The 13,517-nt window shown below is 69.2% G+C and carries 13 protein-coding genes; 6 read left to right on the forward strand and 7 right to left on the reverse strand.

Annotated features, from left to right (window positions below; all coding sequences use genetic code 11):
- Positions 1 to 10: 10 nt before the first annotated feature.
- The gene (locus AVW09_RS02855; RefSeq protein WP_063256585.1) at positions 11 to 1,486 is read right to left on the reverse strand and encodes a glycosyltransferase family 2 protein; all 1,476 of its coding nucleotides are present in this window, start codon (positions 1,484 to 1,486) and stop codon (positions 11 to 13) included.
- Positions 1,487 to 1,632: 146 nt separating this feature from the next.
- Here AVW09_RS02855 and AVW09_RS02860 point away from each other — a divergent pair, with 146 nt between their 5' ends.
- Positions 1,633 to 2,712: a hypothetical protein gene (locus AVW09_RS02860; protein ID WP_063256586.1), complete on the forward strand. Its 1,080-nt coding sequence runs from the start codon at positions 1,633 to 1,635 to the stop codon at positions 2,710 to 2,712.
- Positions 2,713 to 2,728: 16 nt separating this feature from the next.
- Here AVW09_RS02860 and AVW09_RS02865 read toward each other — a convergent pair whose 3' ends face one another.
- Positions 2,729 to 3,532 carry a hypothetical protein gene (locus tag AVW09_RS02865; RefSeq protein ID WP_063256587.1) on the reverse strand — a complete coding sequence of 268 codons (804 nt, stop codon included), beginning with the start codon at positions 3,530 to 3,532 and terminating at the stop codon, positions 2,729 to 2,731.
- A 177-nt stretch (positions 3,533 to 3,709) separates the two neighbouring features.
- Here AVW09_RS02865 and AVW09_RS02870 point away from each other — a divergent pair, with 177 nt between their 5' ends.
- Complete coding sequence (locus AVW09_RS02870) at positions 3,710 to 5,377, forward strand: sensor histidine kinase (RefSeq protein WP_082822784.1); 1,668 nt, start codon at positions 3,710 to 3,712, stop codon at positions 5,375 to 5,377.
- On the forward strand, positions 5,374 to 6,492 hold the full coding sequence (locus AVW09_RS02875; protein WP_063256588.1) for a diguanylate cyclase domain-containing protein: 1,119 nt from the start codon (positions 5,374 to 5,376) through the stop codon (positions 6,490 to 6,492). The genes AVW09_RS02870 and AVW09_RS02875 overlap by 4 nt, the downstream gene beginning before the upstream one ends.
- Here the strand turns inward: AVW09_RS02875 and AVW09_RS02880 are convergent, their stop codons facing one another.
- The gene (locus AVW09_RS02880) at positions 6,493 to 7,119 is read right to left on the reverse strand and encodes a hypothetical protein (RefSeq protein ID WP_063256589.1); all 627 of its coding nucleotides are present in this window, start codon (positions 7,117 to 7,119) and stop codon (positions 6,493 to 6,495) included. It abuts the gene before it with no gap.
- A gap of 85 nt (positions 7,120 to 7,204) precedes the next feature.
- Here AVW09_RS02880 and AVW09_RS02885 point away from each other — a divergent pair, with 85 nt between their 5' ends.
- The 3 genes from AVW09_RS02885 to AVW09_RS02895 all read left to right on the forward strand — a co-directional run bounded on the left by AVW09_RS02885 (position 7,205) and on the right by AVW09_RS02895 (position 10,055).
- Positions 7,205 to 8,971 (forward strand): DUF4012 domain-containing protein, encoded by a 1,767-nt coding sequence (locus AVW09_RS02885; RefSeq protein ID WP_063256590.1) that lies wholly within the window; start codon positions 7,205 to 7,207, stop codon positions 8,969 to 8,971.
- A 94-nt stretch (positions 8,972 to 9,065) separates the two neighbouring features.
- Complete coding sequence (locus tag AVW09_RS02890) at positions 9,066 to 9,320, forward strand: hypothetical protein (protein ID WP_063256591.1); 255 nt, start codon at positions 9,066 to 9,068, stop codon at positions 9,318 to 9,320.
- A 135-nt stretch (positions 9,321 to 9,455) separates the two neighbouring features.
- The gene (locus AVW09_RS02895; protein WP_063256592.1) at positions 9,456 to 10,055 is read left to right on the forward strand and encodes a hypothetical protein; all 600 of its coding nucleotides are present in this window, start codon (positions 9,456 to 9,458) and stop codon (positions 10,053 to 10,055) included.
- 68 nt (positions 10,056 to 10,123) lie between these two features.
- Here AVW09_RS02895 and AVW09_RS02900 read toward each other — a convergent pair whose 3' ends face one another.
- From AVW09_RS02900 to AVW09_RS02915, 4 genes are all read right to left on the reverse strand, one after another.
- Positions 10,124 to 10,819 carry an endonuclease/exonuclease/phosphatase family protein gene (locus AVW09_RS02900; protein ID WP_063256593.1) on the reverse strand — a complete coding sequence of 232 codons (696 nt, stop codon included), beginning with the start codon at positions 10,817 to 10,819 and terminating at the stop codon, positions 10,124 to 10,126.
- 55 nt (positions 10,820 to 10,874) lie between these two features.
- Complete coding sequence (gene truA / locus AVW09_RS02905) at positions 10,875 to 11,732, reverse strand: tRNA pseudouridine(38-40) synthase TruA (protein WP_063256594.1); 858 nt, start codon at positions 11,730 to 11,732, stop codon at positions 10,875 to 10,877.
- Positions 11,733 to 11,812: 80 nt separating this feature from the next.
- Complete coding sequence (gene rplQ, locus AVW09_RS02910) at positions 11,813 to 12,388, reverse strand: 50S ribosomal protein L17 (RefSeq protein ID WP_063256595.1); 576 nt, start codon at positions 12,386 to 12,388, stop codon at positions 11,813 to 11,815.
- Positions 12,389 to 12,430: 42 nt separating this feature from the next.
- On the reverse strand, positions 12,431 to 13,420 hold the full coding sequence (locus AVW09_RS02915) for a DNA-directed RNA polymerase subunit alpha (RefSeq protein WP_022879045.1): 990 nt from the start codon (positions 13,418 to 13,420) through the stop codon (positions 12,431 to 12,433).
- Positions 13,421 to 13,517: the final 97 nt, after the last annotated feature.

Below are 13,517 nucleotides of genomic sequence, written 5' to 3' on the forward strand. Positions count from 1 at the left end.
CGGGTCGCGATCAGACCTTGTATCCGTGGTGACGACGGACGAGCTTGGAGAACATGAGGAGCGTCTGGAGGACGGTGACGACGCCGACGATGGGCCAGCCGATCCAGAGGATCGAGGACTGGACGACCGGACCGACCAGCACCCAGATGACGGCGAGGGCGATCGCGACCGCGATGAGGACGACCATCGGCGCCCAGTGACCCAGGCCGCCACCGCGCTCCGCCTTGGCCTGCATCGCCCAGTTGTCGACCTTCTTCCGCGAGAGGAAGCGGGTCCACGAGCGCACGAAGTGGCTGATGCGGATCCACATGAAGATCTCGGCGGGGAAGAACAGCACCGCGAACAGCACGTCGGTGCGGTTCACCGCGGCCATCGTGCGCGCGATGCGCAGGTTGAGCAGCATGGCGACGACCGGCGGGATCAGCCACAGCGGCGAGAAGACGAAGGCGTGGATCGACAGCGAACCGGCGAGCAGCGTGAGGAACGCCACGCGGACGAAGAGGTTGGTCAGCATGCCGAAGTTCTCGAACCACCGCAGGCGCAGGTTCGGGTGGAAGGGCTGCCCCTTGGTGTCACCACGCTGGCCCGGCCACATGAGCTCGATGGCGCCATAGGTCCACTTGACCTGCTGCGCGTCGTAGCCCGACAGGGTGGTCATGCCGCCGACGTTGGCGCGGGCGTAGGGGCTGATCTTCGTGAGGTAGCCGGCGCTCTTGATCTGCAGCGACAGCAGTGAGTCCTCCACCTCGGAGTCCTTGACCCACGGGGTGACCTGGTGGTTCTGCTTCATCGCTTCGCGCAGGGCGTTGGTGGAGAAGATCGAGAACTGGCCGCCGAGCACCGCCATGTTGCGCCCGCGGAGCAGGTTCTGCAGGTTGAACGCGGCGAACTGCGTGCGCTGCCCGGCCGTGAGGAAGCGGGCGATCATGCCCTTGATCGGCTTGTCGTCGATCGTGTAGATCGCCGAGATGCCGCCGATGCGGGAGTCCGAGACGGCCTCGGTCTCGAGGTACTCCACGGCCTTGCTGTCGGCGATGGTGTCGCCGTCGACGCCCAGCAGGTAGTCGTAGCCCTCGACGAGCGAGTAGCCGTAGTTGAGGGCGCCGACCTTCTTGTCGGGGTTCTTGCCGATGTCGTGCACGAAGACTTCGGTGAACTGCTCGCCGAGTTCGGTCGTGATCTCGTGGGGACCGCTGTATTCGGAGGCGATCTTGACCGTGGCATCCGAGGTGTTGTTGACGACGACGTGGATGACATCGGGGACGCGCGTCTGTCCGAGGAGCGCCTCGATCACCTGCGCGATCGATTCCTCCTCGTTGTATGCCGGGATGATGCACCCGATCGTCGACCGGTGCACCGTCGCGTGCTCGAGCACCGACGCGAAGTCGTCGGGAAACGCGTGCTCCTCGACGACCGGACCGGTCGCTGCGCCCGTGGAGTAGGTGAGCGCCCGGCTCTGGGGGGCGAAGCTTCGCGCATCGGTCATGGCGGTGTCTTCCTGTCGGTGGGGCGGCGGTTCAGCCGGGTCCCACTCTGGTAGGTTCACCGCAAGGCCACCGCCGCACATGACCACCGTCCCCGCAAGGTTTCCTCAAGATTCCCCCGGGGCCCGGCCCAGGGAGAGTTCCGACGATGGTCGTCCTCGACCTCCTCGCCGCTATCGCTGCAGCATCGGTGGCCGGTGCCGCACTGTTCCTGGCGCACGGACGCCACGGCGACGACCGCGGCGGTCCCCGCGCCGAGCTCGTCCGGTACATGGGCGTCGCCGCGCTGGCCGCCCTCGCGTGCTCGCTCGCCAACGTGATCGAGGCGTCGGGCGGGGGCACGTTCTCCGCCGCCGTCGGCAACGCGACGAACGTCGTCACCGTCGGTCTCGCGTGGGCGGGAGCGCGGCGGCTCAATTCGCGCCGCGCCATCGGCGCCGTGACCACCGGGGCCGCCGGCATCCTGATGCTCGCCGTGACCTTCGTCGTGCCGCTCGACGACGCCACCCTGATCAAGACCGCGGGGCTCGCTATCTTGGCGGCCCTGGCCGCTGCGGAGTTCGCGCGACGGCCGCTCAGCGAGCTATCCGGGTCGAGCGTTCTGGTCCTCACGCTGAGCGTCTTCGGCGCCTACAACCTCTACCGGGTGGTGCTGGGAGTGACCGCCGGCATGTCCTCGCCCCTGTGGGAGCGCACCGCGTCCACGCAGATCACGACCATCCTCAGCGCGTTGGCCATCGTGGCCATGGGATACGGCTCCGTGCGGCTGGGACGTGAACTCGACGACGACCCGGCCCCGGGTACGCGCGCGCACGACCGGCGGAACCTCCGCCGGACCGCGGACGACATGCTCCGCACACACGGGAGCATCAACGTCCTCGTCGTCCGCATCCCCGAGATCGACCTCATCCGGGCGGCGCATCGGAGCGAGCGCGCGGACGAGATGATCACGGTCCTCGTCGACGCGGCGCACGAAGCCCTCCCCGACTCCTCCGCCGGAGTCCCGGCGCGGGACACGGTGTTCGTCCTCCGGGACGCCTCCGTCCCGCGTACCGAGGCCGAGTCGGAGGTGCGGCGCGCGTTCGCGGGCCATATGCCGCTGATCGATTACTCCGACACGCCCGATCTCGTGTTCGAGCACCACGCCGTCTCGGACGTGCACGATCTGTCGCTGCTCATGGAGAGTCGGCGGCTGCGCCCGGGCTCCGGCGTGGTCCCCCACGGCTGAGCCCCGGCACATCCGGTCACTTGCTCGTCTGACCCCATCCGGGCGCACGGCCGTTGCTCGTGGTCGAGGCGGCGGGCTCACTCGCCGCCGCGGAGCCGTCCGACGAGAAGATGGCGATCGGCAGGTACTGGTAGACCGTCTGTTGGGTGAAGGAGGTGTCCGAGTTGGCCGTGCCCTCGACGAAGATGTTCAGCGCGAACTCGAGCGTGATGCCGTAGGTGTCGTTGGGCAGCTGACGGATCGAGGTCGAGGGCACGAGGAGCCCGCCCTGGAAGCTGTTGAGCAGCAGGCCGCGGTCCGAGCGCAGCGTGTCCGACGGCACGAGGGTGCGCGGGTCGGCGCTGAACTGGAACGGGCTCGACACCTGTCCGCTGGACTGCGCCGTCTGCGACGTGATGGAGACCGACGAGATGTAGACACGTCGCTTCTGGGCGAGGACCGCCTTCTCGTCGACGCGGTTGTCGTGCACGTTGAGCGCGAAGCCGAACTGCTTCTCGTTCGACGTCGTCCATTCCATCGTTCGCTTCGGATCGTCCGCCCACACGTCGAGGCGCAGTTCCAGTCCGTCCGCCACCTCGGTCGAGAGCGAGACCGAGCCGTCGTACGTGAAGCGCGAGTCGAACGGCATGGCCGTCGACGTCGCCTGCGGGGCGGGGGTCGCCACGACCACGGATTGCCCGCCCCCGGAGGTCTGGGCCTGGATGGCGTTGAAGGCGTCGACGACCTGCGTGCACCCACTGAGGGTGATCGGTCCACCGAGGGCGACGACGGCGGCGAGCGCGAGGGCGCGCACGGCACGGCGGTGAGAGGAGCTGCTCACGGGTCTCTCCAGAGTCTGAGGGCGCGGGCGCGCCGAGGTCGATGAACGACCATCACGCTGCGGGATGCAGGCCTCAGGGGGAGTCTGACCGGACGACGCGACGGGTAGGACGCGAAAGGGCGAGCAGAGACAGGATGGCGCGCAGAAGACTACACCATCGTCTATACACTCGATCACATGGCAGCCGTGAGGAGCGTCCCGTCGGCGACACCGCCCGTCGCCGCGGAGGGCGACGACACCGGCGGACCGAGCAGCCGCACTCGCTCCGTCTGGCTGCTGCAGCTGGTCCTCGGCGCGAGCGTCGTGATCACGGTGCTGCTCGTCCAGGCGCTCGAGCCGTCCCTCTTCGCCGTGTGGACGTTCTCCACCGGGGTGGGCGTGGTCATCGCCCTGACCGCCGTCGCGATCATGGTTCCGTGGCATCGTTTGCCCCGGAACGCGGTGGCTCTCATCCCGTTCGGCGACATCATCGGGATCGGGCTGCTGAGCTTCGGCACCGACCTCCGATTCGGATTCTTCTGGGTCTTCCCGATCACCTGGATCGCCACCCATTTCGTCCTCAGCATGATGATCGCGGCGCTGGCCTCCGTGGGCGTGATCATCGTCGCGGATGCCTCGGCCAACGGCACCGGACCGGTGACGGCCCTCCGACTGATCGTCGTGCTGCTCTCGTTGACGTTCATAGCCATCACGGCATATTTGTCCTCGCGCCAGACACGCGCGTTCAAACAACTTCTCCGACGGCAGGCGAACAGGCTCCAGGGGACGCTGCAGCGGGTGACCGGACAGGAGCGTCGCGTGTCGCAGATGCTCAACGGTCTCGACACGGGGATCGCTCGTCTCTCGGCCGACGGCGAGGTCCTCGCCCTGAACGACACGTACGTCAGCCTCTACGGGATCGAGCGCGACGAGCCCTCCCGTCCGGGAGGGGCGGTGGAGTACGCGACGCTCCGGGGCGAGCCGCTGCCCGAAGCCGACCGTCCCTTCGCGCGCGCGGCGCGCGGTGAGCAGTTCGAGGACGAACGCGTCTGGCTCTTCGACGCGCAGGGCGACTGGCACGCGCTGTCCGCCTCGACTCGGCGCCTCGTGTCGTCCGACGAGCCCGAGAGCACGCTGCTGATCGTGCACGACATCACCGCGCTGATCGAGGCCGAGCGGGCCCGCGAGCGACTTGCCGCGACCGTGTCCCACGAGCTTCGCAACCCGCTCACCGCGATCATCGGGCACGCCGACCTGGCGCTGGACGCACCGGACCTCACACCCAAGGTGCGCGAGCAACTGGAGGTCATCGCGGGTGCCGGCGAGCGCATGCAGACCCTGATCTCCGAGATCCTCGCCAACTCGCGGGGCGTGTTCCGCGAGGAGAAGACGGCGACGACGACGGATGCCAGTCGCATCATCGCCTCGTCCCTCGAGTCGTTCCGCCCAGCCGCGGCCGCCCGTCGCGTGAGCGTGAGCGACGACCTCCCCGCCTCCGCGGAGGTGGTCGGGGACGGATTCCGGCTGCGGCAGGCGTTCGACAACATCCTCAGCAACGCCATCAAGTACACGCCGGGCGGCGGGAGCGTCCGCATCACGGGGAGGGTCTTCGACGATCACGTCGAACTGTCGTTCGCCGACACCGGGATCGGCATCCATCCCGAAGACCTGCCGCGGATCTTCGACCCGTACTTCCGGGCCCGCGCCGCCCGCGAGAGCGCGACGCCCGGCACGGGGCTCGGGATGGGGATCGTGCGCAGCATCATCGAGGAGCAGGGCGGCTCCCTCGAACTCGAGAGCGAGGTCGGTACCGGCACCACGGTCACCGTGCGGTTGCCCTCGCGGGCGGGGACCGCCGAAGGATGACACCGCAGGAGACACTCGCCAACCTGGGGTTGGCGCAGGCCACCGTGGCCACGCTCGCCACGGTCATGGTGATCGGCCTGGGGTTCCTCCACCGCCCGTCGCGGGCTGCCCTCCTCTGGTCTCTCGCCTTCGTGCTGGCGATGACGAGCACGTGGATCTCGGTGGCGGGTTCGGTGATGGACGACGAGGCGGTCCGACGGGCCGGCCTGGGTCTCATGCTCGGCGCCCCGGCGCTCATCTGGTCGGGCTTCCGCGCCCGTCGGAACGTGTCGGCGCTGCCCTGGATCGCGGTGCTGCAGTCGGCGGCGACCGCCCTCGCGTTCGTCCTGGCCGTCCAGCCCCAGGTGTACGGGATGACGTTCCGCGTGGCGTTCCTGGGTGCCGCGGTGTTCGCCGGTCTGACCATCGTCGAGGTGCGTCAGGCCGCCGATCGGTTGGAACGACTCGCGCTCCCTCTGACGGTGGCCTCGAGCGGGTTCGTCGCCCTGGGCGTCGCGATCGTCGTGGCCGGCCTCGCGCTTCCGTCGAACGCCCAGGACTTGCAGCTCCCCCGGATCCTCAACGGTCTCGCCATGCTGATCTACCTCGTGTGCGCGACGGTCAGCATCCTGTACTTCACGTCGGTGTCCCCCGTCGGGACGCGTGCGGCGAGTTCGTGGCCGCAGTTCTCCGTCACGGCCGCCGATCGCCTCACACGTGCCCGCCGCTTGCAGGAGACCTCCTGGGCCGTGCTCGCCATCCACCTCGACGACCCGGATCAGATCCGGAGCACGATCGGGGAGAACAACTGGAACCGGGTGGTCGCCGCCTTCGAGACCCTGGTCGCCTTCTCTCTCCCCGCCGAGGCCGACCTCGGGCGCCCGGCGCGCGGACGCATGGTCGCGGTGGTGTGCCGTCCCGGTCCCGTGCTGCGCGAACACGTGCGCACGCTTCTTCGCCGGGTGACCGAGATGGATGCCGAGGAGTGGACCGAGGTCCAGCTGTCGGCGAGCGTAGGATGGGTGCCGGCGGAGTCGGCGGACTACGACCTCGCGGAGCTCGTGCGCCGGGCCGATGCCGCCGCCCTCACCGCCACGGCTCTCGGGGGCGACCGCTGGGAGCGCCTCCGCGCGTGATCAGCCGCCGGGGGACGGCGCGATGGCGACGGTGAGGGTATCGCTCGCGGTCTGCTTGGCGAACTCGCTCGACGTCGGAGTGGTCTGCAGGAGGAACTCGTAGGTGAACTGCAGTGTCACGAAGGTCGCCTCCGCCGGGACCTCTCCGACGTTGAAGGTCTGCGAGTAGCTGTACGGCGACAGAACCAGGTACCCCGGCGGGTTGCTCTGATCGACCTGTGGTGCGAGCGGGGCGAACGACTGCGTCGCATTGCCCGGCACCGCCGTCATGGTCGCGCGCTGCAGGTACACCTTCTGCCCGTCGTCCGGCGTGACGGTCGTGACCATGGAGATGCTGACCGGCTTCAGGGCCGACGCGGTCCACCGGTCCATCGACAGCGTCGACCAGTAGTTCACGGTCGCCGCGATAGCCCCCGCGGTGACCTTCTTCTGGGTCGACCCGCTCGACAGATCATTGGGCACGGGCACGGGAACCGGCACGGTCGATGCCGAGGGGGTGGGCGACGGCGTCGTCTCTCCCCCGGCCTGGGCCCACGGCGGCGCTCCGCACGCGGCGAGCGCGAGAAGCATCGTGACCGCGCCGGACGCGGTGAGCACGGCCCGGCCGCGTCGCACCCGATCCCCCATGAATCCTCCTGTGATGTTCTGTCGAGTCTAGGCGGCGGACCGGGCGGTGGCGGCGCAGGCCGGTGCGACCACCTAGGGTGCTCGCGTGACGCCTCGCTTCTCGCGCCGCTCCGTCGGCTCCGTCGAACGGGTGCTGGTCACCCTCACCGCGCTCGTAGTGGTCCTGGGGCTGGGGGCGGCCGTCTGGCTCGCCGTGCGCGGGGCTGTGGCGTATCGCCATCTTTCTGCCGCTCGTGCCGCCCTGAGTACTGTGACCACGGCCGACGACCCGATGGGATGGACCGACGCACTCGGGGAGAGCGCCGAAGACCTCGCGGCGGCGCACGCGCTCACGGACGACCCCGTGTGGTCCGCGGCGGGAGCCGTGCCGTGGATCGGCCCGCAGCTGACGGCGATGGCGGGTGCGGCGGCCGCGGGCGACCGGGCCCTGCGCGCCCTCACGGGCCTCGGCGACGTGGCATCCGCCCTGTCCTCGGGTTCCCTGCGCACGCCGGAAGGCGGGTACGACGTGGAACTGCTGGCCTCGTGGGAGCCGCCCGCCCGCGCGGCCCAAGCGAGTCTCGCGGATGCGATGGCGGAGATGTCGTCCGTCGACGTCGCCGACGCGCTCCCGTCCGTCGCAGACCTGTTCGCCCGTGCCCGCGAGATCCTCACGGAGGCGTACGGCGCCGTCGATGCGCTCCATCGCACCACGCAACTCCTGCCGACCATGTTGGGGTCCGAGCGGCCGAGGTCGTATCTCGTGGTGTTCCAGAACAATGCCGAGTGGCGTTCGCTGGGCGGCGTCGTCGGCGCCGTCGCGCAGATCGACGCCGACGACGGGCGCCTCTCCCTCAGCGCGCAGGCATCGTCGGCCGACTTCCACGGGGGCGGAGGGCAGCCCGTCGCGACGATCCCCGATGGTCTGCGACCCCTCTTCGACGATCGCCCCGCGCAGTACATCCAGGACGTGACGCAGGTGCCCGACTTCGCGGTCGGTGCACCCCTCGCGCGCGAGATGTGGCGACGGCAGACCGGGACGGAGGTCGACGGTGTGATCGCGGTCGATGCCGTCGCCCTCTCCTCGCTCTTGGAGGCGACCGGTCCGGTGACCCTCCCCACGGGCGATGTCCTGACCAGCGCGGATGCCGTTCCCCTCCTCCTCGATGAGGTCTACCGCCGGTATCCCGACCCGAAGAGCCAGGATGTGTTCTTCCAATCCGCCGCCGCGGCGGTCTTCAGCGCCCTCGCCGAGGGGCGTGCCGACACCGGCGTTCTCGTCGAGGCACTCGCCCGCGTCGGCAGCGAACGCCGACTGCTCGTGTGGAGCGCCGACCCGGACGAGCAGTCCGTGCTCGACGGGACGAACCTGCAGGGGTCGCTCCCGGACAGCGATGGTGGGCGCACCTCCATCGGGGTCTACCTGAACGATGGCACGGGCTCCAAGATGGACTACTACATGCGGACAGGCATGGCCGCGACGTGGTGTGCCGATGGCGCGGCCGGCCTCCGCGTGACACTCCGCAACGACGCTCCGGATCCGGCGACGCTGCCCGGGTACGTCACCGGTGGCGGCGCGTACGGCGTGCCCGCCGGCCAAACGCTCTCCGGTGTCTACATCGTTCTTCCGCCGGATGCCCACGTCGACAGGCGTCAGGCCACCGGGAGCGGCGCGCCGTCGGGATTCGTGGGCGGAGACGACCGGGGAAGAGAGGTGCTGAAGTGGTCGGTGCTGCTTGCCCCCGGCGAGTCCGCGACTCTGAATCTGAGGATCGCGACGCCGCCGACCGTCGGTCTGGAGGTGGTGTCGACACCGACGCTTTACGCAACCGAAATCCCCGTGGATGGCGCCCCGTGCGCGAATGAGGGATAGTCGAAGAGGCGGATCGCGCTGTCGGGCGCGAGCATTCGCTGGCCCGTGGCACGTGCCGTGCTCGGACTTCTGTCCTCGACGCTGGAGAGTGCACATGAAGACGACGATCGTCCGTTCCCTGGCCGCCACTGCGCTCGTCGCGGGCGCCCTTTTCTCGGTTCCGACCGGCGCCCTGGCGGCGACGGTGGGCTCCCCCGACGATGCTCCCGTGCACGCCGCGGTCAGCACGACCGGCGGCGTCGCCCCCGTTCTCGGGTTTTGGATCGGCGGGGGGACCCTCGCCCTCATCGGCGGTGCGGTCGCCGTGGGCACCACCGTTCGTCGGCACCGGAACGATCTCGACGTCTGATTCAGGTGGGCCCGCGCGCACAGCACGCGGGTGATTTCCGCCACGCCACGGCGTGAAAGGCCCCGAAACGGCGGGTCCCCTGGGCACTGACCTCGGGAGACTGGCTGCACGATCGGCGTCCCCGAAGACCCGCTCGTGATCACCTACCCGGCCGTACCCGCCACCGAGATGGGGCTCACCATGAAGAACACGATCCTCCGTGCCGTCGCAGCGCTCTCGCTGGCGGCCGCCGCTTTGATGGCCCCCACGGCCGCCCACGCGTACACCGATCCGGCCGTCGTCATCGCCACCCCGAGCACGATCACCGCGGGCGGTACCAGCACCTTCACCACCGACCTCGCACCGTTCGCGACCTCCGAGAGCATCCAGATCTCGATCACGGGTGAGAGTGCCGGCGGCGCCAAGCTCGCCTTCGTCAAAGCCGCGGTCGAGACCAACGCCTCGCTGACGACACAGGCCGTGCAGGGCAAGCTCAACGTGCCGATCACGTTCCCCACGAACGGCCTCGGCACCTACGACCTCACCTTCACCGGTGCGACGAGCGGTGTCGTCCTGCACTCGCAGATCACGGTCGTCGCGCCCAGCAGCGCGTCCGGGTCGAAGGCCGGTCTCGCCGTCACGGGCATCGACACCGACAACACGCTCGGCCTGTGGCTGGCCGGGGGCGCTCTCGTCGTCGCGGGAGCAGCGGTCGGGATCGGCGCGGCCGCCCGGCGCCGTCGCGCCGCCGCCTGACACGCGCCCCAACCTCGCAGCGGGGGTCGTCTTCGGACGGCCCCCGCTGCGTCGTCGACGACAACGACTCAGGCGACGCCCGTGGGCTGAGTCGCCGCAGCTGCCTCCGCCGTGATGAGGATCGGCAGATGGTCGCTGAGTCCCTGTGGGAGGGTTCGGATGTGTGCGATGTCGAACCCGATCGACGTCGCGAAGTCGTAGTGCCCCCGGAAGAAGCGATACCTCGTGTACGTGCGGGAGTCGCTCAGCGTCAGTTCGTACCCCTGGTCGCGGACGGCCTGACCCAGGTTCTCCTTGAAGACGGGGTAGTTGTAGTCCCCGACCATGAGCGCCGGGAGGCCGGGCCCGAGATTCTGCAGTTCCGCGAGCGCGGTGCGGATCTGGTGGCGTCGGAGCGAGTTCAACGCCGTGAGGGGTGCGGCGTGGAAGGACGCCACGATGATCTCGTGGCCGTCGTCGATGTCGCGGAGTCGGACGCCGAGCATTCGCTCCTCGGCGGGCTTCAGAACATAGTCGTGAAGCGACTTCTTCAAGGCGATCGCTCGCACCTCCACGGCCCGGAACGTGTTCTCGCGATAGTAGACGGCCAGGCCGAGGCGGTTGCGCTGAGTGGCCTCCGCCAAGCGCAGCCCCGAGATCTCGTCCGGGATGTCACGCGTGTCGCATTCCTGAAGACAGAGGACATCGACGGCGTGCGCATCAACGAGAGCGGCGAGCTCCCCCGCCGCGCGATGCTTCCGCAAGTTGTACGAAATGACCTTCATGGCGATGCCAGCCTAGGGCGGTGCACCCTTGCGGGGCCTGAGGGTTGCGGAACGCTCAGGAACCGATCTCGTCCGCGTCGCGGCGGTTGCGGGTCTGTTCCGCGCGCGCGGCCAACAGGTCGTCCGCGGGATATCCGACCTCGGCGAGAACGAGACCACGTGCAGCCAGGACTTTCGTGTCCGGCGTGCGCTCAGCGGCATCCCGGATCGCGAGGACGCGGTCGGCCTCCAGCCGGCCCTCCCCGACCGCCACGCACGCTCCCACCAGGGCCCGCACCATGCTGTGGCAGAACGCATCGGCGCGCACGTTCGCGACGACGGCACCGTCGGCAGCGCGGTGCCAGTCGTACTCGAGCAGCGTTCGAATCGTCGTCGCCTCCTCCCGCGCCTTGCAGTACGCCGCGAAATCGTGGAGACCGATGAGACTGCGGGCCGCGGCATCCATCGCCTCGACGTCCAGATGCGCCTTCACGGCCGTCGTCCTGGATCGTTCGAGGGGGTCGTATCCCGTCGTGAGATCGGCGATCCGGTAGGAGTACCGTCGCCACACCGCGGAGAAGCGCGCATCGAACCCGTCCGGGGCGGCGGTGGTGCGGCTCACCGTCACGTCGGGGTAGGCGCCGAGGACACCGCGGATCCGTCCCGCGAGGGCGGCCACGGCGTCCGTCTCGTCACCGTCACGCCGACGTCGCGGGAGGCGGGTCTCCTGCGCCTCGTCGAGGTCGACGTGAGCCACCTGTCCCGAGGCGTGCACCCCGGCGTCCGTGCGCCCGGCCACGACCAGGCGCAGATCCCCGCCGACGATGCGGGCAAGAGCATCCTCGAGCACACCCTGCACGGTGCGCAGACCCGGCTGCCGGGCCCACCCGCGGAAGTGCGTGCCGTCGTAGGCGATGTCGAGACGGATGCGCACCCGTCTACCCTATTCGCACCGCCCGCCTACGACTGAGGCCCCCTCCCGGGTGGGACAGGGCCTCAGTACGAGAGCGGGGATTACGCCTTGGCGTCGTCCTCGACCGCGTCGGCGGCGGCAGCCTCGGCGGCGGCGCCCTCCTCCTGCGACTCGGCGCCGGCGTCGGCAGCCTCATCGGCGCTGGGGGTCTCGTCGGTGGCGGTCTCCTCGACGGGAGCCTCCTCCGCCGGAGCCTCTTCGGCGACGGGGGCAGCGGCCGGGGCGGCAGCAGCCTTCGACGCGGACGGCTTCTTCGTGACGGGCTCGAGGACGAGCTCGATCACGGCCATGGGGGCGTTGTCACCCTTGCGGTTTCCGACCTTCGTGATGCGGGTGTAACCGCCGTCACGGTCGGCGACCAGCGGAGCGATCTCGGTGAAGAGGGTGTGCACGACCTCCTTGTCACCGATCACCGACAGAACGCGGCGACGGGCGTGGAGGTCACCCCGCTTCGCGAACGTGATCAGGCGCTCAGCGAGCGGACGAAGGCGCTTGGCCTTGGTCTCGGTCGTCTTGATCGACTTGTGGGTGTACAGGGCCGCCGCGAGGTTCGCGAGAAGCAGGCGCTCGTGGGCCGGGCCGCCGCCGAGGCGGGGTCCCTTCGTGGGCTTGGGCATGTCGTGTTACTCCAGTAGGAAGGTTCGGTCGGGTCCGACGGGTCAGACGGTCTCGTCGTCGTAGCCGCCGAAGAACTGAGCGCCGTCGAAACCGGGCACCGAGTCCTTGAGCGACAGGCCGAGGGAGGTGAGCTTGTCGCGCACCTCATCGACCGACTTCTGACCGAAGTTGCGGATGTTCATCAGCTGGGTCTCGGAGAGGGCGACCAGCTCCGAAACGGTGTTGATGCCCTCGCGCTTGAGGCAGTTGTACGAGCGCACCGAGAGGTCGAGGTCTTCGATCGGCATCGACAGCTCGTTCGAGAGGACGGTCTCCACCGGCGCCGGGCCGATCTCGATGCCCTCGGCCTCGACGTTCAGCTCGCGGGCGAGACCGAACAGCTCGGTGAGCGTACGGCCGGCCGAGGCGACGGCGTCGCGCGGGGCGATCGACGGCTTCGACTCGACGTCGAGGACGAGCTTGTCGAAGTCGGTGCGCTCACCGGCACGGGTCGCGTCGACGCGGTAGCTGACCTTGAGCACGGGCGAGTAGATCGAGTCGATCGGGATCTGGCCCGCCTCGGCGTACTCGTTGCGGTTCTGGGTCGCCGACACGTATCCGCGGCCGCGCTCGATCGTGAGTTCGAGCTCGAACTTCGCGGTGTCGTTCAGCGTGGCGATGACCAGCTCGGGGTTGTGCACCTCGACGCCCGCGGGAGCGGAGATGTCCGCCGCCGTGACCTCGCCGGCACCCGTCTTGCGCAGGTAGGCCGTGATGGGCTCGTCGCGCTCGCTCGAGACCACGAGCTGCTTGATGTTCAGGATGATCTCGGTGACGTCTTCCTTCACGCCCGGGATGGTGCTGAACTCGTGGAGGACGCCATCGATGCGGATGCTCGTGACGGCCGCGCCGGGGATCGACGACAGGAGGCTGCGACGCAGCGCGTTGCCGATCGTGTAACCGAAGCCGGGCTCGAGCGGCTCGATGACGAAACGGCTGCGGAACTCCCCGATCTTCTCCTCGGTCAGAGTGGGACGCTGTGCGATGAGCACTATGTGTTCCTTTCGATCACGTGCCCGCTATATGACACGTGTAATGGGGTGAGGTGTTGAGTTGTACTCGCAGGATGCCGATGACCGACCGGTCGGC

Source organism: Microbacterium sp. T32, assembly GCF_001619615.1.
GTDB lineage: Bacteria > Actinomycetota > Actinomycetes > Actinomycetales > Microbacteriaceae > Microbacterium.